Genomic DNA, 19,226 nt, shown 5'->3' on the forward strand with positions numbered 1-19,226 from the left:
CGCGCCTTTTCCTGTTGGTGCTTGGTGCCAGTTGCCGGTAGCGTCTGTTCCCGCGCCCTGAGCCTGGCTACTCAAACAACTTCAGGTCGATGCTGTCGCTCATCGCCTTGTAGCCCGCATCACTGGGGTGCAGGTGGTCCCCGTGATCGTCGGCCGGGAGATACATGCCCGGATTCTTCGGGTCCTGGGTCGCCTTGTCGAAGTCGATGAAGCCGTCGAAGTTCCCCGGTGTGCGAATCCACTGGTTCACGGCCTGCCGCACCGCTTCACCGCCCTGGGAGAAGTACTTTGCTCCCTCGTAGGGTGTCAGCGTGGCGCCGATCACCTTGATCCCATGCTGATGGGCGCGTTCGATGATCTGCGTATAAGCAAACAACACATCCGCCGCCGTCAGCGAGCTCTCCGGATCGCCTTCCTTTGGAATCCGCCCGATGTCGTTGATGGCTTCGAGGATCACAAGGTACCTCACGCCGCTTTGCGCGATCACGTCGCGGTCCAGCCGCGCCAGCGCGCTCGGCCCGGCACCGTCATAGAGCAGGCGATTGCCGCTGATGCCCTCGTTCAGCACGGCCAGGTGCGAGGTCTTCTTCTCCGCCTGCAGCCGCTCGGCAAAGAAGTTCGGCCAGCGATGGTTCGCGTCCAGGGCCGAACCGGCGCCGTCGGTGATCGAGTCGCCGTAGGTCACTATCGCACCTGCGTTCTTCTCGTTCGCCTGCACATCGACTCCCTTTACGACGCACCAGGATGTCACGGTCTTCGCGCCTTCCACGGAAGCTGCCGCCGTGGCATCGCCGGTGGCGATGTAGTTGGTCGACGAGCCCAGGTCATGGCAGGTGGTGCGCGCCTGCTCCTGCTTCGGCAGGTAGACGCTTACCGCCAGGTCGGCCATCGAAGCGACCGGCATGGGGATCGGATCGCTGACCACCATGGCTCCGGCAGGGATAGTCACCTGCGCCCGGCCGTTGAAGGTCAGCGCGTGGTCGGTACCGGGCTGTGTCTGGCCGCTACCCGCGCTCAGCGCCACGTGCACCGCGCCGATCGCAACCGGAGCCGGGCTCAGCTCATTCGTCAGCTTGATCCGGATGGCATTTCCGCCGACACTCAGGTGCACCACGTCGCGATAGGTCACATCCCCGGCGTCCACCACCCGGGAGCTCGAAGGCGATGCTCCCCAGCTTCCCACCCAGCTTGCCGCAGGCTTCTCGGCCCCCATCGCCACACCACACAACATACTTCCAGCCAGGCATAGCGAGCCAAGCCGCATCGTCCAGGTCATCCACACACTCCAGCATTCAAGGATCGGGACCGCAGGCTCCGCGGCCGTCCGCTCCATCATAGAGCCTGCTCTTCCTATACGCTGGACACATGCCCGCTATCGCTTCACTCGAGTGCTCCCGCTGCCACCAGCACATTTCTGCCGACCAGCCGCGCAACGTCTGCCCGCACTGCGCGGGAACGCTCTACGTCCGCTACGATCTGGACGCGATTCGCGCCCATGCGCAACGGCCGGAACCCGGCGGGTTGCAAAGCATGTGGCGATACAGCGCCGTGCTCCCCGATGTCACGCCGGTCACCCTCGGCGAAGGCTGGACGCCGATGCTGCCAAGCCGCAGGCATCCGTCTCTGTTTGTGAAAGAAGAAGCGACGAACCCCACCGGAGCCTTCAAGGCGCGCGGCATGTCGGCTGCCGTCTCCATGGCGAAGCACTACGGACTGAAGAAGCTGGCCACGCCCTCGGCGGGCAACGCAGCCGGGGCGCTGGCCGCCTATGCCGCGGCCGCAGGCATCGAGGCGCATCTCTTCATGCCAAAGGATGTGCCTTTCGCCAACTACCTGGAAGGCGTTGCGTATGGAGCGCAGGTCACGCTGGTCGACGGCCTCATCTCCGACTGCGGACGCATCGTCGCCGAGACCATCCAGTCCCAGCGGACCGAAGCCGCCGCAGGCCGTCTCGCGCCGGAGGATGTCTGGTTCGATGTCTCGACGCTCAAGGAGCCTTTCCGCGTGGAAGGCAAGAAGACCATGGGCTACGAGCTGGTGGAGCAGCTGGGATGGGAGTATCCCGATGCCGTCTTCTACCCCACCGGCGGAGGCGTCGGCCTCATCGGCATGTGGAAGGCCTTCGAGGAGATGGAAGCCCTCGGCTGGGTCAAGCCCGGCAAACGGCCAAAGATGATCGCCGTGCAGGCCTCGGGCTGCGCGCCCATCGCCCGCGCCTTCCGCGAAGGCGCGCATGTCTCGCAGATGTTCGAGAACGCGGCGACCTTTGCCGCCGGCCTGCGCGTGCCCAAGCCCTATGGCGACTCGATCATCCTCGACATTGTCCGCGAGTCGGAGGGCACAGTGGTCGCGCTGCCCGATGCCGCCATCCTCGATTCGCTGCTCGACTGGGCGCGTCACGAGGGACTGATGCTCTGCCCGGAAGGCGCGGCGGCCACCGCTGCGTATGATTATCTGCTCGACATCGGCTTCCTCAAGCCCACGGACCGCGTGGTGCTCTTCAATACCGGCTCCGGCCTGAAGTACACGGACATGATCGCCGAAGCGATGCAGCTCGAACGGCCCACGCAGAAGCAATATCCGGTGCGCACGCCGGTCGGCGGCATCATCACGCCGGTTTAACCTCGGACCAGTTTTGGGAGGCGGTGTGAGGATAGGGCGTAGAAGTTTGATCGCTCACCCAAGCTTCTGTTGCCTGGGTAAACGACACTGCAGGTTCCTCCACTTCGCTTCCCCACCCCAGCGCGCCAACATCGGGCGCGCCGGGGACCCCGGTTCGCTCCGGTCGGAATGACAAAGTAAAAAAGAGCGCTCCAGCCGGAATGACAACCTTTTCTACGAAGCCATCCACAAAGCCGGCGATACGAAGGCGAGGGCTTGCGTCACCCTTGGGAAACGCTGCTACACTCAGAGCGCACACCAAGGGTGCACCCCGTCCGCGGAAAGGGACTATCCCGCCTTGCTGCTTTTCTGCAGTGCCACAATCCACTCTCTTCTCGCCCGGCGAAGCGGATCGCGGGCATCAAAGAAGGAGTGAGTCATGTCTCAGCATCAGCTTCCCGCACGCCCCAACCTCGAACACCTTAAAAATCAGGCCCGCACGCTGCTCGATCAGGCGCTTGCAGCCGATCCCGTCGCAGTCGCACGCCTCGCCGCCTTCGGCGTCACCACACCGCAGCCGAAACTCGCCGATGCGCTCCACATCATCGCCCGGGAATACAGCTTCGACACCTGGCCGGCGCTCAAGCAGTATCTCGAGCTCGGATCGGAGAACCCTGCACAGGCGCTCTCCTCGGCGATCAAATCGAATCAGGCCGCATTGGTGCGCGCGGTGCTTACCCGCCATCCCACACTGCGCGGCGGTGTGCTCGATGAGCCGCTGCCCGGCCTGAGCTTCGATGCTCAGGCGCTGATCGGCGCAGTGATGCGCGATAACCGAGAGATGATCGACGCCCTGCTCGATGCAGGCGCAGATATCAACGCGCGGACCCGCTGGTGGGCAGGCGGCTTCGGTGTACTCGACTCGGCGAGCCCGGAGCTGGCCGAATATCTCATTGCACGCGGCGCAATCGTGGACATCCACGCCGCGGCGCGGCTGGGCAGGATCGATCGCGTGCGCGAGTTGCTGGCCGCCGATCCCAATCTTGTTCATGCGCGCGGCGGCGATGGAGAGCTCCCGCTGCATTTTGCCGCAACCGTCGAGATCGCCGCGCTGCTGCTCGACCATGGCGCGGACATCAACGCACGCGACATCGACCACGAATCGACTGCGGCGCAGTACATGGTCTGCATGCGGCAACTGCTCGAGTGGCGCGATCCGTATCGCCATGACGTGGCCCGCTTTCTTATTTCGCGCGGCGCGGAGACAGACATCCTCATGGCCTCCGCAGTGGGTGACCTCGCGCTGGTGGAGCGCATCCTCAACCATGATCCGGACACGATCCGCATCACCGTGCGCGAGCGCGATTTCCCCAAGCGCGATCCCCGCTCCGGCGGCTGCATTTATTACTTCGGCTTCGGTATCACCACGACGCCGCATATGCTGGCACGGCAGTTCGGCCACACCGCGGTGTTCGATCTGCTCATGCAGCGCAGCCCGGCGTGGATCCGGCTCGTCAACATCGCCGAGACCGGAGACGAAGAGGGCGTAAAGCGCATTCTGGCGCAGCATCCGACGCTCTTCCAGAAGCTCTCACCAGCGGCGGCACGGCGCCTCATCGGCACGGCGGTACGCAACAATGCGCGCGCGGTGGAGCTGCTCGTCTCGCATGGCTGGCCGGTGACCGCGGCGCTCGAAAGCCAGCAAACCGCGCTGCATTACGCCGCATGGCACGGCAATTTGGAGATGGTGAACGCCCTGCTGCGGCACCATGCGCCGGTACAGGTCTTCGAGCTGGAGCACGGCGGCAGTCCGCTGGCATGGGCGCTGCACGGCTCGACGCACAGCTGGCATCGCGACACGGGCGATTATCCCGGCGTGGTGCGGACGCTGCTTGCAGCGGGAGCGGTCATTCCCCGGCCCGAAATGCCGCTGGAAGCACCGGACGAGCTACTGGAAATTCTCCGCCAGCACGGCATCGAAATTTCAGCCACGTCCTCCACGCAAGCGACAGAAGCCTGATGGCGTGTCCTCCTCCAGAGCATTAGAGATAAAAACTTACCACTGCGTCGTCATCCCGACCGGAGCTGGACGATACCACCGTCCTGCTCCGGTCGAAATGACAATGGTTTACTAAAGCAATAGACCGATATACCTTAGGCCACCACCGGTTCCTGCATCCGGCATCTTGTTCTAAAACCAAACCTCATTCGCGACCGGAGGGAGCGGGGGCCAAAGGCGAAAGGCCTGGATGGCCAGTCCGGCGGGCCTCGATCCGCTTCCGCATCCGGAGCGAAGGCTGCTCGACCACGAAATAGGAGAGCGCCGCGGCGATCCAGATCAGGAAGAAGCCCCACGGCATGGCCTTGGCCCGGGTCGGATTGTCCGTGTGGATGAAGAACGTCTGCCAGAGATAAGCGCTGTAGGAGAGCACGCCAATCCAGACCACCGGCTGCCAGTTCAGTATCCGTCCCACCCAGTGCTCCGCATTGCGCGAGACCCACACCAGAAAGAGCGCAATGCACAGGCTGTCGATCGTGAAGCCGATACTGTTGTGGTAGTTCACACCCGCTGCCAGCGTAGCCGCGCCGGAGAAAACAAGGAATTCGAGCGGCAGCAGCCACCAGATCCGCGCCACCACCCGCGTGTAGAAGGACTCGAACGGCCTTGTACCGATGAGGATCGCAGCCAGGCAGCCGGCCATCAGGGCATCCATCCGTCCATGCAGCATCTCGTCGAGATGGTGTACATGGGGAAAGGCGAGCTTGGTCGCCACGCGCAGCACCGGCGTCGCCACAATCAGCACCGCAGCACACCAGCCCGCGGCACGACGCCCTCCACGCCGCCAGGCCAGCAGAAACAGCAGCGGCCACAGCAGGTAGAACTGCTCTTCCACGCACAGCGACCAGGTGTGCTCGGTGAACCACTGCGCATCTCCCGGCACATAGTTGCGATAGAAGAGCGCCGAGCCGAGGATCGTCGCCAAGTGCAGCGGCGTGTGTATTGCGACGCAGAACGCGATCACGAAGAGCAGATACGCATAGAGCGGAGGCAGGATGCGGAAGGTGCGCCGCAGATAAAAGTCGGCAAGGCTCACCCGGCCCGTCTTCTCCTGCTCGCGCAGCAGGAGCGTGGTGATGAGGAAGCCGCTCAGCACAAAGAAGATTCCCACCCCGTCGCCACCCAGGCCGAAGAGAAAGTAAAGGACGAGCCCCTTCGCCGTGTGCGTGTTCACGACCCGGTAACGCTGCGTGAGGTGCAGCGCGATGACCATGAGAATGGCCACGGCGCGCATTCCATCGAGACTGGGAATGCGATGGCTGGGGATGCGTCGCTTCTGCGCCTGTACCTCGTCCACCGGCACCTCGTTTCTTTCCATGGAAGAACTTCAGGGGATTCCGCAAACCTGTTCAGGAACATCATACGAACCCCATCCGGCTCTCAGCTCGCGATTCGCGTGCCTGCAATCTTCCTCCCGTACACTGGAAGAGATGACCCCGCCCGTACGCCTGGTCGCCATCGACATCGACGGCACCCTGCTTCCCTCCTCCGGCACCATCAGCGATCGTACCCACCGTGCCCTGCGCGAGGCACAGGCAGCCGGCATAGAAGTAGTGATTGCCACGGGCCGCCGCCAGGCCTACGCCGCGCCGCTGCTGGTCTCCTCCGGGCTGAGTCCGGAGACGGTCTTCATCACCTCGAACGGCGCGGTAACCCGGACCATGGCCGGCGAACGCATCGACCGCTTCACGCTGCCTGTCGAGACCGCCCGTGCGCTTTGCCCTATCCTGCGCCGCTTCGGCGGCACCACTGTCTTTACCTTCGACCGCGAAGGTCCGGGCGAGCTGGTGATCGAATCGTTCGAACAGCTCCACGCCCGCATCGCTCTCTGGGTTGAGGCCAACCGCCCCTGGATCGAAGAAGTACACCCCCTGGAACGCGCCTTCGACGCCGGCAAAGCGCCCGTGCAGGGCATGGTCTGCGGCACCCCGACGGAGATGATGCAGGCGGAACTCTGGCTTTCGGCCAGCGAACTCTCTGCAAAGATCGAGACGCACCGCACCGAATACATCCACCGCGACCTCAGCATTCTCGACATTCTGCCTCCCGGCTGCTCGAAGGGCGTAGCCCTCGACCGGCTGGCCCGGCGGCTGGGAATCGAACCCGCCAGCGTCATGGCCATCGGCGATAACCTCAATGATTTCGAGATGTTACGTTATGCCGGCCAACCTGTCGTGATGACCAATGCCGCCCCCGAGCTGCTCGAAGCGGCACGACAGCATGGCTGGCGCATCGCCCCGACGAACGACGAGGACGGTGTAGCGCAGACGCTTGAGAGCGTCCTCACTTCGGCCAACGTCCCGTCTGGCAGAGGAATTTAACCCGATCCGGGGCGCTGCCGCCCCGGATCACCATGGTAGATTGACCCTGATGACGTGCTCCCGCTCCCTGTCCGTTTTCCAGACCGCTTTCCGGTCTTGTTTCCGGACCACCTTCACCAGCCTGCTGCTCGCCACCGCGGCTCTTCCCGCCGCGCATGCCGCCGAGCGCATCACGCTGACCAACGGCTTCGACCTGGTCTGCGACCACCGCGTCGCCGACGGGAGCCGCGTGCGGCTGTATACCGACGCCTCCAGCTATGTCGAGGTGAACGCCACGGAGATTGCCTCGGCTGTTCCCGTAGAACTGCCCCCCGCAGCGCCATCTGCACCGGCGACAGCTTCCGCACATGCAGTCACTGCAACCCCGGCTCCGGCCGCCCCGGCATCGGCAAGGCTTTCCGACGCCGAAATTCACCAGCTTCTGGCCGCACCCGGCCAGGTCCACGATCTCGATGTCGATCTGCTGGCGGCAGTGATCAAGCAGGAGAGCGGCGGCCAGACCCACGCCGTGAGCCGTACCGGCGCGCGCGGCCTCATGCAGCTGATGCCCGGCACGGCCAGCCAGCTCGGAGTTTCAGACGCCTTTGTTCCGGAGCAGAATGTGGGCGGCGGCACGGCCTACCTCGATAGCCTGCTGCACCGCTACCACGACAACCTGCCGCTGGCTCTCGCCGCATACAACGCCGGTCCCGGTGCGGTGGACCGCTGGCATGGCATCCCGCCTTATCCCGAGACCCGCGCCTATGTCGCCCGCGTGATCCATGAATTCAACCGGCGCGTCGCCCAGCGCCACAGCATGGCCGCTCATTCCGTGACCCAGGTGGCCAGCGCCGCCATAAAATAAGACAGCAGACCCCAAAACACACGCACCTGAGTTTCTTTCCGACTGAACGATCTGACATCTACGATCCGGGAGACCGATTGTTTGAAGAATAAGCGCTGGCTTCTGTACCTCGTCGTGGCGATCGTGCTCGTCGTGGCCTTCTTTCTTGTCCGCGACCGCATTCACTTCGACTGGCATGTCTTCGGCGAGCAGCTCAAGCTGGCCGACTGGCGCCGCATCGGTATTGGCATCGCGCTGATCTGGATGGCCTACGGCGTCCGCGCCGTGCGCTGGTCGGTACTGCTGAAGCCCACAAAGAAGGTCTCTCCGTTCAAACTGGTCGGCTCGCAGGTCATTGGCTTCACCGCCGTCGCGCTCTTCGGACGCCTCGCCGACCTGGTGCGGCCGTACCTGGTGGCCAAGCGCACTAAGCTTCCGCTCAGCACGCAGGTGGGCGTCTACACCGTCGAGCGTATGTTCGATTTCGGCTGCCTGGCGCTGATCTTTTCCATCGTCCTGCTCTTCTCTCCCGACCGCGCCAACCTGCCCCGTCCGGACCTGATCCACAAGGCTGCGCTCGGCGGCCTGCTGGCCACGGTAGCGCTCGCCGTCTTCGCTATCCTGGCCCGCGTCTCGGGCAAGGTGGTCGCCGGAATCGTCGGCAAAGGACTGGGTGTGTTTTCAAAGAGCCTCGGCGAGAGCGCGAGCGAGAAGATCCTCGGCTTCCGCGATGGGCTCAACGTGATCGGCTCGCTGGGTGATTTCCTGGCAATCCTGACGATCTCGGTGATCCACTGGCTGATGATTGCCTATGCGTATCTGGAGGCGACAAAGGCCTTTGTGGCCGCGCCGGAGCTGGCAAACATGACATTGGCCCGGTGCATGCTGCTGATGGCCGCCAGCATGGGCTCCTCGATGCTGCAGCTGCCGATCATCGGCTGGTTCACGCAGATCGGCCTGACCTCCGCCGCGATGACGGCGCTCTTTCACGTCGCGCCCGAACCGGCGCTGGGCTGCGGCGCCGTGCTGCTGCTAGTCACCTTCATGAGCGTGATCCCGCTCGGCCTGGTCTGGGCGCAGATCGAGCATGTCTCGCTCAAGCAAGTCTCGGAAGAGAGCGAGCACGCCGGGGTCGAGTCACTGACTGCTCCTGTGCAGGACGCAGCGGAATAACTCAACGGTTGCGCAGCTCTTCGTGCGATCGGGGAGCTGCGCAGGCCGGATTTGGGCCATTTCGCTTATCAGGCAGCCCCGAGAATACTCTTCAAAAGCCCCGGAAAGCGCTCATCGAGATCAGCCTTCCGCAAGCGATTCATCAGGGCTGTTCCCTCCTTCCGGGAGGTGATGACACCCGCATTCCGCAGAACGCGAAAATGGTGCGACAAGCTCGATTTGGGCATGTCGATATCGAAATACCCGCACGCGATCTCCTCTGTCTTCACGAGACTTTTTACGATCTGCAGCCGCGTCTCATCGCTCAAAGCGTAGAGTACAGCCGTCAACTGCAGATCGCTCTTCTTTGGCTCAGCCTGTTTTGTTGGCATCTTTTCCGATTTCCCGAAACGCTTGCACTTCTGCCTTCATCATACTATTGTTCGAATATTATCGAACTACTATCGAACCAGGAGAAGCACAGTGAAAGCATGGCAGCTACATGGACTCGGGCTGGAAAACCTTAAGCCGGGAGAAGCACCGATCCCGACACCGCAGGCCAATGAGGTTCTCATCCAGGTGAAGGCGGTATCGCTGAACTTTCGCGACAAGGCAATTGTCGATGGAATCTACGAACCGGAGCTTGTTCCCAAACTTCTCATCCCCGTTTCCGATGTTGTCGGCACCGTGGTCGCCGTGGGTCAAGAAGTCACGCATCTAAAAGAAGGCGACCGCGTGAACTCCAACCTCTACTCGTCATGGGTGGATGGGGATGCCGAGCCGGACTACGGCCTCTTTTCCTACGGCACGCCTCTGCCCGGCGCCCTGGCGGAATACATGATCCTCAATGCATCCACGTCGGTGAAAGCTCCAGCCTTCATGTCCGATGAAGAAGCGGCCACCTTGCCGATCGCCGCACTTACCGCCTGGTACGCCATGACAGATCTCGGCCAGCTTAAGCCTGGGCAGACGGTTCTGGTACAAGGCACCGGCGGTGTTTCGATCTTCGCGCTCCAGTTGGCTACGGCATTGGGTGCCAAAGTAATCGCGACCTCGAGCCGCGACGAGAACCTGGCCCGCGTAAAGGAGCTGGGAGCGTGGCAGGTCATCAACTACCGCCAGCACCCGGCATGGGAGAAGAAAACGCTGGAGTTCACGAACGGGAGAGGTGTGGATCAGCTGCTCGATGTCGTCGGCGGTGAGGGATTGAACCAGTCCGTCCAGGCGACGCGAATTGGCGGCCAAATCCACCAGATCGGCTTTCTCGACAGCCAGGTTTCCAAGCTCGATCTGATGCCGGTGCTCTTCCGTCAGACCGTCCTGCGCGGCATCTGTGTCGGCCCGGCACAATCCTTTGAGAGGATGAACGAGTTCCTGAACCAGCACCGTATCCACCCCGTCATCGATACGGTTTACAGCTTCGACCAGGCACGGGAAGCCTATGAGCATCTGGCTCGTGGAGCCTTTGGCAAGATTGTGATCAAGGTATCCGCATAATCGCCTGCAAACGTCTTTCCCAAATGAAAACGGCGGCCTTCCGGCCGCCGTTTTCGCTACACCCTGAACCCTATCCCCGGCACCCTGTTTACAGGTTCTTCCGCACCACGCGCCGCACGGCGTCGGTGAAGATACCGTAGACGGCATGCGAGACCCATTCGCTGATGCGCTCCTGCGTGGGCTGCTCTTCCTTTGGAGCGGCGAGGCCCATCTTCGGCAGGATCGACTCGTGGGTCAGCTTGTTCAGCGTGAGGCCGAAGGCCGCGCCCTTCCAGGCTCCGAGCGAAGGCTCCATCTCGACCAGCGCGCCGTAGACAGCTCCGGCGGTCGCGCCGAAGGCCAGGTGGATACTCTGCATTGCAGCCTGCTGGCTGGCCGGGGGCAATGGATGCCCGGCAACCTGCTCGGCCAGCACTACCGGCGGCGCGACCTGTCCGGCGGCGCGCGGCGGAAAAAGCTTCTCGGCCAGCACCTTGGCTCCGGCGCCGGCAAGGCCGCCGATCATGCCGGCCATAGCTCCCTTCAGAATCGATCTCTTCCGTGTCATGTGGCGATTAGATGCCATTCCATGGCTGAGAGCCAAGTGCTTCTTTTTGACTGAGGATGTCTCTTTTGTGGTGGATGCCTGTCTGGCATTTCCTGTCCCCCCGTCAGGATTCTCCCCCCCACCTAAGCGAAGCCTGGATGAGGCACCCTGATCCTCACTTATTTCGAGAAACCGCAGGTTCCTCCACGTCGCTCCGCTTCGGTCGGAATGACAACCATGATGAAAGAGCGAGAATGCCAACTCGTGATCGGAGGGAGCGGAGGCCGAAGGCAAAAGGCCTGGACGGCCAGTCCGCTGCTAGAATTTGGCTATACGCACATGAAGTGTCCTTATTGCGGGTTCACGCAAGACCGCGTGATCGACTCGCGCGAAAGCAAAGAAGCCGATTCCATCCGACGCCGTCGCGAGTGCGAGCGCTGCACGAAGCGCTTCACCACCTATGAGCGCATCGACGAGATTCCCTACATGGTCGTCAAGAAGGACGGTCGGCGGGAAAAGTTCGAGCGCCAGAAGGTGCTCTCCGGCCTGCTGCACGCCTGCGAAAAGCGGCCTGTATCCGCCGGCACCCTCGAGCGGCTGGTCGATGAGACCGAGTCCTACCTCACCGAATCACCCGAACGCGAGCGCACCACCTCGGAGATCGGCGAACTGCTGATGAACCGGCTCAAAGCGCTGGATACGGTTGCCTATATCCGCTTTGCCAGCGTCTACCGCGACTTCAAGGACGTACGCGAATTCAAGGAGGAGCTCGAGCAGCTTCTCACCCGCGAGCAGCCAGGCCGCAAGGCCAGGGCCGCCGCGCACACCAGCCCTCCGGCTGAAAAGGCATAAGCCGCCGAGAGCAGAGAGCCAAAAATTATGACCACTCAGAAAACGCATAAAGTTACGCTGATCCCCGGCGACGGAATCGGCCCGGAAGTTTCGAATGCAGTCGTTCGCATCCTTGAGGCCTCGGGCGTCAAGTTCGACTGGGAGAGCTACGCGGCCGGCGCAGAGGCCTTCGAGAAGTACAAGGAGTACATCCCCAAGGAGCTGTACGAGTCGATCGAGCGCAACAAGGTGGCCCTGAAGGGGCCTGTGACCACCCCGATCGGCGGCGGCTTCTCCTCCATCAACGTGACCCTGCGCAAGAAGTTCGAGCTTTTCGCCAACTTCCGCCCCATCAAGAACCTGCCCGGCCTCGAGACCCGTTACCCCGGTGTCGACCTGATCATCATTCGTGAAAACACCGAAGGTCTCTATGTCGGCCTCGAGCACGAAGTCGTGCCCGGCGTCGTCGAGGCGCTCAAGATCGTCACCGAGAAGGCATCGACCCGCATCGCCAAGTTCGCCTTCGAGTACGCCCGCAAGCACGGCCGCAAGAAGGTCCACGCCATCCACAAGGCGAACATCATGAAGATGTCCGACGGTCTCTTCATCCGTTGCTCGAAGAACGTCTCGAAGGACTTCCCGGAGATCACCTACGGCGAGCACATCGTCGACAACACCTGCATGCAGCTGGTGACCAACCCCTACCAGTACGACGTGCTGCTGCTTGAGAACCTGTACGGCGACATCGTCAGCGACCTGTGCGCGGCCTTCGTCGGTGGCCTGGGACTCGTCCCCGGCGCGAACCTCGGCCATGAGGCAGCAATCTTCGAGGCGGTCCACGGATCGGCTCCCGACATCGCCGGCAAGGACATCGCCAACCCGACCGCCCTGCTGCAGTCGGCCGTGCTGATGCTCCGCCATCTCGACGAAGAGGCAGCGGCGGATCGCATCCAGGCCGCGATCGAGAAGGTCTACACCGAGAAGAAGACGCTCACCCGCGATGTTCACGGCACGGCCGGCACCACGGCCTTCGCCGACGCGGTCATCGCGGCTCTCTAGTCCATCTGCGCCCCGGTCTGTCCTGCGAAACGGCTTATGTGCTTCACAGGACAGGAAGGGGCGCGTTCCGTTTCCGAACAGGTATCGCGAAAGCTCCTTTTTAGAAGCTCCTCCGCAATTTCCTGATAAGAACGACTGATCCTCAGCTTCTTTTGTGAAAGATTCCTCTTCGACAGCTTTTACGGAAGGCTAACGGTGTAAACCATGTCTCTGAAGCAAACGGCCCTGATTCTGCTCTCCGCTCTGGCTCTCGCCGGCGCAGGCTGCAAGAAGTCCGGCCCCGCCGCTCCCGCCCAGAATTACGTCTCCATCGATCCGGCCACGGCCGGAACCATTTCCGGCACAATTCATTACGAGGGCAAGCCTCCGGCTCGCATTCCCATCGACATGGGGCAGGACCCGGCGTGTACCTTTGCCGATGCGAACCTGACCGAGCAGTACGTGGTGCATAACGGCGGGCTCGCGAATGTCTTTCTGTACGTAAAAAGCGGGCTGGGCGACAAGGTATATGCCATCCCCACGTCGCCGGTGGTGATGGACCAGAAAGGCTGCCGCTATACGCCGCACGTGGTCGGTCTCCGTGTCGGACAGCCGATCAAGTTCACCAACAGCGACAACACTATGCACAACGTGCACATGACGCCGACACTGGGGACAAACCAGGCCGCGGATCTCTCCGAGCCGCCGAACGACGCGGGCGAGACCCGGGTGCTGTCGTCGCCGGAGCTGATGATCCCGGTGCGCTGCAACAACCATCCCTGGATGGAAGCCTTTATCAACGTCATCGACAACCCGTTCTACGCGGTTTCGGATACAGATGGGCACTTCACCATCCACGGCCTGCCTCCGGGAACGTACACCATCGAGGCAGTACACGAGGTTCTGGGCAAACAGACCGCTACGGTGACAGTCGCCTCGCAGCAGACAGCCACGGCGAACTTCACCTTCAGCGGGACGAAGTAGGGTTTAGGGAGATAGGGTGTAGCAAAAGCATTGTTATTCCGGCCAAAACGAGACGGATTTTCGTCTCGCGCAGCAGAATAACCAGCTGTGTTTCCCTCGTCGGAACAGCTGCGGTGACCTATACAAGCCGGAGTTGGCTAGGTTGTATCCCCATAGAGATGGTCTGAGAATAAAGAACTTACCCTTATCGTTGTCATCCCGGCTGGAGCGCTCTTTTTTACTTTGTCATTCCGACCGGAGCGAAGCGAAGTGGAGGAACCTGCGGTTTTGCCGGTACAGGAAGAACCGCAGGTTTCTCCACTCCGCAGGACGATGAAACTGTCCTGCTCCGGTCGAAATGACAGCCTTTTGCTATCGCTCTATGGGGATACGGCCTAGTGCGGGTCACCATCAAATTTCCGTCCCGGACAGACGAAAGGCCCTCGCCGAAGCGAGGGCCTTTCTCATCGTGCCGGAGCACGGAACGTGGATATTACACGCTGAAGGACGAACCGCAGCCGCAGGTGCTCTTCACGCTGGGGTTCTCGAACTTGAAGCCGGCTGCCTCGAGCGTCTCGACATAATCGACCACGCAGCCGTTCAGGTACATGGCGGAGGTGGCGTCGACGAAGACCTTCAGGCCGTCGAAAGTGAGGACCTTATCCATCATGCCGGCCTGGTTCTCGAAGGACATCGAGTACTGGAAGCCGGAACACCCGCCGCCAACCACACCGATGCGAAGACCGGCAGGAAGCGGGTCCTGGGAGGCCATGATCTCGCGGACCTTCACCACGGCGTTGGGCGTCAGCGACAACGGGGTCTTGGTCTGCGTCGATTCGGGAACGGCGGTAGCGGTGGCCATGGGCAAATCTCCTGGTAAATCCAAAAGCTGGTCTGTTCAGTGTAGCTCCCGTCCGGAATGCAGCACAAGGCGCATTCATCCGGAGCAGGCGCACTTTCTCATTTAGATGTGGATCGAATCAGAACGACTCAGCGAGGCGCATTTTCCCGCGAGGTTTTTCAAGATCCACTCCTCACGGGTTAACTTCTTAGTGAGCTACTATTTGGCCCTGAATCTGCTGGTACTCGGCCTCAGAAACCAACCCCCTCCTCACCAGCTCATGGGGAGTTTCATAAGGCCGGTTGGCCACGATCCGGCGCGCCCGTGCCGGAGAAATTCCCGGCAATGTTGAAAGGTCGTCTGCGCTCGCCGTATTGAGGTTCATGACGCCCGCTGCGGACTTACCGCCCGGGCCGGCGCTTCCGTTATGGAGACCCTCTTTCACGCCGGCAGCAATGTCATTCACTTTCTGTTCCGCCTCGGCTGCTGCCACGCGTGCGTTCGCCGCGGCCTGCTGCGCATCCCGTTTCGCCTCGGCTGTGGTCTGAGCCGCCTGCTGGCGGAGCTGCTGATCGCTCTTCGGCGCGGTATCGCAGCCGGTTATCCATACCACGGTGATCGCCGCTATCGTTACCGCTGAAGCCAGGAGCAGAAATTCCTTCCAGAGCCGACCCTGCATCGTGTTTCGCGCTCTCATCGAACCCTCCTGTGCGCTGCCGGCGCTTCACACACCTACTTCACACACCTATGGAATCCATTCATTCCCCGGGGGTTGCCAGCATGGTTCATGCTTTCGAAAAGGATTGCGGGGTTGCCTCTGTTCAGAAGCGCGCAACAGGATTAATATGCTTCGCGAACGGCCCCTCCTACCCCCCGAGCCCGGGAAACCGGACCCGCTCGGTATCTGGAGCCGGCTCAAATTCGAATCCTTGAGGTGCTCTATGAGCATCATGCCAGCTCTATGGATCGTATGGGCCGGAGTCACCGCTGTCCTGCTCATCCTCCTCGCCTACAGAGGCACCATCACCCGCTACGAGGAGGATCAGATCTTCCTCGACTCGGCAGCCAACCATCAGGAAAAGGAACAGACGGAAATTCTCGCCAAGGTCACGAAGGTCACCCCTTATGTCCGCATGGCCACCGGCGCAACCTGTTTACTCTCGGCCTGTATTCTCGGCATTTACGTATGGGACGCGGTAAGACACCTGATGTAAGAGCCTGTTATGAACTTTCCCGCGGCGGACGCTGGGAGCCAATTTTTTCGAGGTCGAGGAGCGAGTTGCGACGGATATCGGGTTATCTCCGAGCAGCGAGCGACGAAGAGATCGGGAAAATTGACCCCAGCCCTGAAGGGTTGCGGGGCAAATCGGCCCATACTTCGTTGTCGTCCTCGCCTTGGAATCGCCAATGTCTTCGTCCTCCGCCTCGCCTGGGCCGATTTTCCCCAGCAACGCCGCTCGCGCGAAAGTTCATAACAGGCTCTCAGGCTTCTTTCACCCATTCCATCGGCTACAGGCCGATAAGCAACGGGGCGTTCTTTCCGGCAGAGAAGGACGCCCCGGCGGTCTCCTATACCTGCGCTCATCGCAGCCCGTCGACGCTACCCTGCGCCGCGATATCCACATCCACCTGCCTGCTGACATGCATCAGCACGCTTCCCGGATAGGTCATTCCCCACTGCACATAGGGAATCACGAAGTGTGTCGTTGCCCTCGCGTCGTTGTCCCTGAGATCGACATTCATCTCCAGCGTCAGCGGATGATCGCTGCCGTGCATGGTGAAGAGGCCGCTGATGGTCACTTTCTGGAGCGATCCTGACTTCAGCTCCCCGGTCACCTTCTCGGGATGGAAGATGGCCTCGGGGTACTTCACTGACTCGAGGACTTCCTTCTGCATCTTTGCGTCGCGGCCCTTGTTGCCGCTCTGACCGGTTTCGGTCTCGACAATCACCTCCCCCTGCGCCTCACCGGTCGCCGGGTCGATGGTGATCAGGCCGCCCTTCAATGCGAAGGTTCCGTGCACGTTATGAAATGTGCTTTTCAGGGTCCAGCGAATGTTCGTCTTCGCCGGATCGAGATGCACCGTGATCTTCTGCGGCGCAGCCTGCGCGGATGCCATCGAAAGACCGGCGCCCGCAAATGTCAGAAACAGGAAGAATATCCGGAAAGCTTTCATGATTTCCGGTGAGATGCAGCCCTGCGCCGTCAGGACAAGAGCGTCTGCAGCTTGCCGTCCTTCTGCTGCGCCAGTAAAGATGCCGCTTCTCCCGGCGGAAGTACCGGAATCTCAAGCACAATCCGTACCCCTGCATCGGCATGCTCTGCGCGCGCCATGCCGCCGTGCGCGACCATCACCGCCTTTACGAACGCCAACCCCAGCCCATGCCCTTCGGAGTCCATGCCCTTGGCAAAACGCTCGAAGACCCGTTCTGTCATCTCCGGCGGAAAACCCGGCCCGTTGTCCTCCATCACGATGACCGCCATCCCACTGGCCACCTGCAGGGAGAGCCATATCTGCGCGCCTTCGCCTGCGTAACGCAATTCGTTTTCCATCAGGTTGGAAAAGACGCGGTTGAGGAAGCGCACGTCTGCCTGCGCCACCAGACCATCGTCCAAAGCAAGGGTCAGCGTCTGCTCCCGATCGGCAAAAGCCGGCAAGTAAAGCTCACCCAGGCGCCGCAACAGGTCACCCAGTACCACCGGCGTGCGGTGCAGACGCAGCGCGCCGGCCTCTGCCTCGGCCACATCGAGCGTGGTGGTCACGATCTCCGTCAGCCGGTCCAGATGCTCGAGCGAATGCGCCACGTACTCCCGCGAGAGCTCCTGATCTTCGGTCGAAAGCGCCGACTCCAGCCCTCCGCGAATCGAGGTGATGGGGCTCTTCATGTCGTGCGCCACGGAGTCCGTTACCGTGCGCAGCTGGTTTACCGAAGCCGAGATGCGGTCGAGCATGGTGTTGAAGGTTCGCGTCAGGCGCGCCACCTCATCATTCGGCTGCTCATATGGCGGCACGCGCGTGCTCAGGTCGGCCGTGTCAATCCCGGCCGCAGCCCGGGTGATTGCGTCCACGCGGTTCAACATTCTCTGTAAGCTCAAAAGCGCGATCAGAAAGCCGAAGCCCACCATCAGGCACCAGGCAAAGACAAACCAGAGCCGCAGGTTCAGCAGCAGCCGGTGCGCGGCCGTATCCAGCAATCCAATGTAGATGCGCCCATCCGCGGCCGGACTCGTCCCCGGCGGATCGATATCCGCGGCCACGACACGGAAGGGCAGCTTCCATCCGGGCACATGGAGAAAGGCCGCCTGGTGATGCTGCAGGTGCAGCGTGGCAATCTCCGGCTCGAAGTCCGAGGCGTCCTTCGGGCCCACCCACAGCGGAGCCTTGCCCGATTCATCCTTGAGCAGGATGAAGACCACATTGGCGGTGCGATGCCCCCGGCCATCGAAGGCCAGCTCCTGGGTCGCGATCTCCGCCACTTCTTCGAGAATCCGGTCGTAGAGAGAATCGCGGGGGGTGGTCAGTGCCACCTGGCGCAGCGTTTCGCTCTCGCCAATCAACCACGAATCGCCGCGCTCATGCACCGCCTGGGCCACCAGCGCATACATCGCTCCAAAGAGCACGGCAGAGCCGACTGCAAACACCACCGTGCTGCGCATGGCCAGCCGCCACGCCGCCGTTCCTGAAAAGAAGGCTCTAATCCTTGAGAACATAGCCCACTCCGCGCATCGTACGGATAAGCGGGCGCGCGGACTCCCGGTCCACCTTGTTCCTCAGCCGGTGAATATGGACGTCCACAATATTTGTCGACGTATCGATGCGCATCTTCCACACGTGATCGAGCACCATGGCCCGCGTCACGACCCGGCCGGCATTGCGGCACAGGTATTCAAGCAGCGCGAACTCCTGCTGCGTGAGCTGTAATTCGAGACCATCTCGCCGTGCCTCGCGCCGGATCAGGTCCAGTTCAAGATCGGCCACGCGCAGACGCGTCGCCTCCTGCTGGCCTGGCGTGCTGCGGCGCAGCAGGGCCCGCAGGCGGGCCAGCACTTCGGCCACGGCAAAGGGCTTGGTCAGGTAATCGTCGCCGCCGCGCTCGAGACCGAGAATGCGCTCGTCCACCGAACGGCGTGCAGAAAGAATCAGCACCGGGGCCGAGACCCCCTGCGAACGCAGCCGCCCGATCAGGTCCAGACCATCCATATCGGGAAGAGTCAGGTCCACGACCATGGCATCGTGCACGCCTTCCAGAGCCAGCCGCTCCGCATCGCGGCCTTCTGAACAGGCATCCACCCGAAAGCCTCCCTCGGCGAGCGCCCGCACCAGAAATTCACGAATCGTGCTGTCATCTTCTACTACCAGCAACCGCATGCTGTCTCCTTTTTGCTCCTTGCGGCCCACGAGGCCCGCACCCATGACTCAGATGCAGATTGCCCGGGCACGCCTTTCCTCACCGTCATGAAGGCTTAAGACTACTCCGGACGGCATGAAACAGGAGTTATCTTTCGGTCATGCCTATGGAATGAGGAGTGATGCACAGGAGCTTCGAGAACCGCGCCTCACTGATTCCCTGGGCG

Annotated in this window: 19 protein-coding genes; 10 read left to right on the plus strand and 9 right to left on the minus strand. The window is 61.9% G+C overall.

The window, feature by feature from the left end; genetic code table 11:
• Positions 1–67: 67 nt before the first annotated feature.
• Positions 68–1,276 carry an SGNH/GDSL hydrolase family protein gene (locus tag ESZ00_RS15445; RefSeq protein ID WP_164981544.1) on the minus strand — a complete coding sequence of 403 codons (1,209 nt, stop codon included), beginning with the start codon at positions 1,274–1,276 and terminating at the stop codon, positions 68–70.
• 89 nt (positions 1,277–1,365) lie between these two features.
• Here ESZ00_RS15445 and ESZ00_RS15450 point away from each other — a divergent pair, with 89 nt between their 5' ends.
• Complete coding sequence (locus ESZ00_RS15450; RefSeq protein WP_129209201.1) at positions 1,366–2,622, plus strand: threonine synthase; 1,257 nt, start codon at positions 1,366–1,368, stop codon at positions 2,620–2,622.
• Positions 2,623–3,040: 418 nt separating this feature from the next.
• On the plus strand, positions 3,041–4,621 hold the full coding sequence (locus ESZ00_RS15455) for an ankyrin repeat domain-containing protein (RefSeq protein ID WP_129209202.1): 1,581 nt from the start codon (positions 3,041–3,043) through the stop codon (positions 4,619–4,621).
• Positions 4,622–4,805: 184 nt separating this feature from the next.
• Here ESZ00_RS15455 and ESZ00_RS15460 read toward each other — a convergent pair whose 3' ends face one another.
• Positions 4,806–5,978: an acyltransferase family protein gene (locus tag ESZ00_RS15460; protein ID WP_129209203.1), complete on the minus strand. Its 1,173-nt coding sequence runs from the start codon at positions 5,976–5,978 to the stop codon at positions 4,806–4,808.
• A 112-nt stretch (positions 5,979–6,090) separates the two neighbouring features.
• On the opposite strand from ESZ00_RS15460, the gene ESZ00_RS15465 reads away from it, so the two are divergent.
• The 3 genes from ESZ00_RS15465 to ESZ00_RS15475 all read left to right on the plus strand — a co-directional run bounded on the left by ESZ00_RS15465 (position 6,091) and on the right by ESZ00_RS15475 (position 8,977).
• A complete protein-coding gene (locus tag ESZ00_RS15465; protein ID WP_129209204.1) occupies positions 6,091–6,981 on the plus strand; it encodes an HAD family hydrolase in 891 nt (296 codons plus the stop codon).
• A 49-nt stretch (positions 6,982–7,030) separates the two neighbouring features.
• Positions 7,031–7,825, plus strand: coding sequence for a lytic transglycosylase domain-containing protein (locus tag ESZ00_RS15470; protein WP_129209205.1), 795 nt, complete (start codon positions 7,031–7,033; stop codon positions 7,823–7,825).
• Between the two features lie 81 nt (positions 7,826–7,906).
• Positions 7,907–8,977: a lysylphosphatidylglycerol synthase transmembrane domain-containing protein gene (locus ESZ00_RS15475; RefSeq protein ID WP_129209206.1), complete on the plus strand. Its 1,071-nt coding sequence runs from the start codon at positions 7,907–7,909 to the stop codon at positions 8,975–8,977.
• Positions 8,978–9,045: 68 nt separating this feature from the next.
• On the opposite strand, the gene ESZ00_RS15480 is transcribed toward ESZ00_RS15475, so the two are convergent.
• On the minus strand, positions 9,046–9,348 hold the full coding sequence (locus ESZ00_RS15480; protein WP_129209207.1) for an ArsR/SmtB family transcription factor: 303 nt from the start codon (positions 9,346–9,348) through the stop codon (positions 9,046–9,048).
• Positions 9,349–9,439: 91 nt separating this feature from the next.
• On the opposite strand from ESZ00_RS15480, the gene ESZ00_RS15485 reads away from it, so the two are divergent.
• On the plus strand, positions 9,440–10,453 hold the full coding sequence (locus tag ESZ00_RS15485) for a zinc-dependent alcohol dehydrogenase family protein (RefSeq protein ID WP_129209208.1): 1,014 nt from the start codon (positions 9,440–9,442) through the stop codon (positions 10,451–10,453).
• Between the two features lie 88 nt (positions 10,454–10,541).
• Here the strand turns inward: ESZ00_RS15485 and ESZ00_RS15490 are convergent, their stop codons facing one another.
• Positions 10,542–11,000, minus strand: a complete 459-nt coding sequence (locus tag ESZ00_RS15490) for a DUF1440 domain-containing protein (protein WP_129209209.1) — start codon at positions 10,998–11,000, stop codon at positions 10,542–10,544.
• A 318-nt stretch (positions 11,001–11,318) separates the two neighbouring features.
• On the opposite strand from ESZ00_RS15490, the gene nrdR reads away from it, so the two are divergent.
• From nrdR to ESZ00_RS15505, 3 genes are all read left to right on the plus strand, one after another.
• Positions 11,319–11,831 (plus strand): transcriptional regulator NrdR, encoded by a 513-nt coding sequence (nrdR, locus tag ESZ00_RS15495; protein ID WP_129209210.1) that lies wholly within the window; start codon positions 11,319–11,321, stop codon positions 11,829–11,831.
• A 27-nt stretch (positions 11,832–11,858) separates the two neighbouring features.
• On the plus strand, positions 11,859–12,869 hold the full coding sequence (locus ESZ00_RS15500) for an isocitrate dehydrogenase (NAD(+)) (protein WP_129209211.1): 1,011 nt from the start codon (positions 11,859–11,861) through the stop codon (positions 12,867–12,869).
• A gap of 204 nt (positions 12,870–13,073) precedes the next feature.
• A complete protein-coding gene (locus ESZ00_RS15505) occupies positions 13,074–13,832 on the plus strand; it encodes a carboxypeptidase regulatory-like domain-containing protein (protein ID WP_129209212.1) in 759 nt (252 codons plus the stop codon).
• Between the two features lie 472 nt (positions 13,833–14,304).
• Here the strand turns inward: ESZ00_RS15505 and ESZ00_RS15510 are convergent, their stop codons facing one another.
• Both ESZ00_RS15510 and ESZ00_RS15515 read right to left on the minus strand, forming a co-directional pair.
• Complete coding sequence (locus tag ESZ00_RS15510; RefSeq protein WP_129209213.1) at positions 14,305–14,673, minus strand: HesB/IscA family protein; 369 nt, start codon at positions 14,671–14,673, stop codon at positions 14,305–14,307.
• A 187-nt stretch (positions 14,674–14,860) separates the two neighbouring features.
• Positions 14,861–15,349 (minus strand): ComEA family DNA-binding protein, encoded by a 489-nt coding sequence (locus tag ESZ00_RS15515; protein WP_129209214.1) that lies wholly within the window; start codon positions 15,347–15,349, stop codon positions 14,861–14,863.
• A gap of 244 nt (positions 15,350–15,593) precedes the next feature.
• Between ESZ00_RS15515 and ESZ00_RS15520 the strand changes: the two genes are divergently transcribed.
• Entirely contained in the window at positions 15,594–15,866 is a 273-nt protein-coding gene (locus tag ESZ00_RS15520) for a hypothetical protein (protein ID WP_129209215.1), read from the plus strand.
• Positions 15,867–16,233: 367 nt separating this feature from the next.
• Here the strand turns inward: ESZ00_RS15520 and ESZ00_RS15525 are convergent, their stop codons facing one another.
• From ESZ00_RS15525 to ESZ00_RS15535, 3 genes are read right to left on the minus strand one after another with little or no spacing between them, the layout of a single operon-like run.
• A complete protein-coding gene (locus tag ESZ00_RS15525; RefSeq protein WP_129209216.1) occupies positions 16,234–16,827 on the minus strand; it encodes a YceI family protein in 594 nt (197 codons plus the stop codon).
• Positions 16,828–16,856: 29 nt separating this feature from the next.
• On the minus strand, positions 16,857–18,362 hold the full coding sequence (locus tag ESZ00_RS15530) for an ATP-binding protein (protein ID WP_129209217.1): 1,506 nt from the start codon (positions 18,360–18,362) through the stop codon (positions 16,857–16,859).
• Complete coding sequence (locus ESZ00_RS15535) at positions 18,346–19,020, minus strand: winged helix-turn-helix domain-containing protein (RefSeq protein WP_129209218.1); 675 nt, start codon at positions 19,018–19,020, stop codon at positions 18,346–18,348. The genes ESZ00_RS15530 and ESZ00_RS15535 overlap by 17 nt, the downstream gene beginning before the upstream one ends.
• Positions 19,021–19,226: the final 206 nt, after the last annotated feature.

Origin of the sequence: Silvibacterium dinghuense, assembly GCF_004123295.1 — a bacterium.
Lineage (GTDB): Bacteria > Acidobacteriota > Terriglobia > Terriglobales > Acidobacteriaceae > Silvibacterium > Silvibacterium dinghuense.

Coding starts and splice junctions, on each gene's coding strand:
- ESZ00_RS15470 (WP_129209205.1), top strand. CDS start 7,031: ATGACGTGCTCCCGCTCCCTGTCCGTTTTCCAGACCGCTTTCCGGTCT.
- ESZ00_RS15465 (WP_129209204.1), top strand. CDS start 6,091: ATGACCCCGCCCGTACGCCTGGTCGCCATCGACATCGACGGCACCCTG.
- ESZ00_RS15480 (WP_129209207.1), bottom strand. CDS start 9,348: ATGCCAACAAAACAGGCTGAGCCAAAGAAGAGCGATCTGCAGTTGACG.
- nrdR (WP_129209210.1), top strand. CDS start 11,319: ATGAAGTGTCCTTATTGCGGGTTCACGCAAGACCGCGTGATCGACTCG.
- ESZ00_RS15525 (WP_129209216.1), bottom strand. CDS start 16,827: ATGAAAGCTTTCCGGATATTCTTCCTGTTTCTGACATTTGCGGGCGCC.
- ESZ00_RS15500 (WP_129209211.1), top strand. CDS start 11,859: ATGACCACTCAGAAAACGCATAAAGTTACGCTGATCCCCGGCGACGGA.
- ESZ00_RS15490 (WP_129209209.1), bottom strand. CDS start 11,000: ATGACACGGAAGAGATCGATTCTGAAGGGAGCTATGGCCGGCATGATC.
- ESZ00_RS15450 (WP_129209201.1), top strand. CDS start 1,366: ATGCCCGCTATCGCTTCACTCGAGTGCTCCCGCTGCCACCAGCACATT.
- ESZ00_RS15460 (WP_129209203.1), bottom strand. CDS start 5,978: ATGGAAAGAAACGAGGTGCCGGTGGACGAGGTACAGGCGCAGAAGCGA.
- ESZ00_RS15520 (WP_129209215.1), top strand. CDS start 15,594: ATGAGCATCATGCCAGCTCTATGGATCGTATGGGCCGGAGTCACCGCT.
- ESZ00_RS15530 (WP_129209217.1), bottom strand. CDS start 18,362: ATGTTCTCAAGGATTAGAGCCTTCTTTTCAGGAACGGCGGCGTGGCGG.
- ESZ00_RS15535 (WP_129209218.1), bottom strand. CDS start 19,020: ATGCGGTTGCTGGTAGTAGAAGATGACAGCACGATTCGTGAATTTCTG.
- ESZ00_RS15455 (WP_129209202.1), top strand. CDS start 3,041: ATGTCTCAGCATCAGCTTCCCGCACGCCCCAACCTCGAACACCTTAAA.
- ESZ00_RS15445 (WP_164981544.1), bottom strand. CDS start 1,276: ATGACCTGGACGATGCGGCTTGGCTCGCTATGCCTGGCTGGAAGTATG.
- ESZ00_RS15510 (WP_129209213.1), bottom strand. CDS start 14,673: ATGGCCACCGCTACCGCCGTTCCCGAATCGACGCAGACCAAGACCCCG.
- ESZ00_RS15515 (WP_129209214.1), bottom strand. CDS start 15,349: ATGAGAGCGCGAAACACGATGCAGGGTCGGCTCTGGAAGGAATTTCTG.
- ESZ00_RS15505 (WP_129209212.1), top strand. CDS start 13,074: ATGTCTCTGAAGCAAACGGCCCTGATTCTGCTCTCCGCTCTGGCTCTC.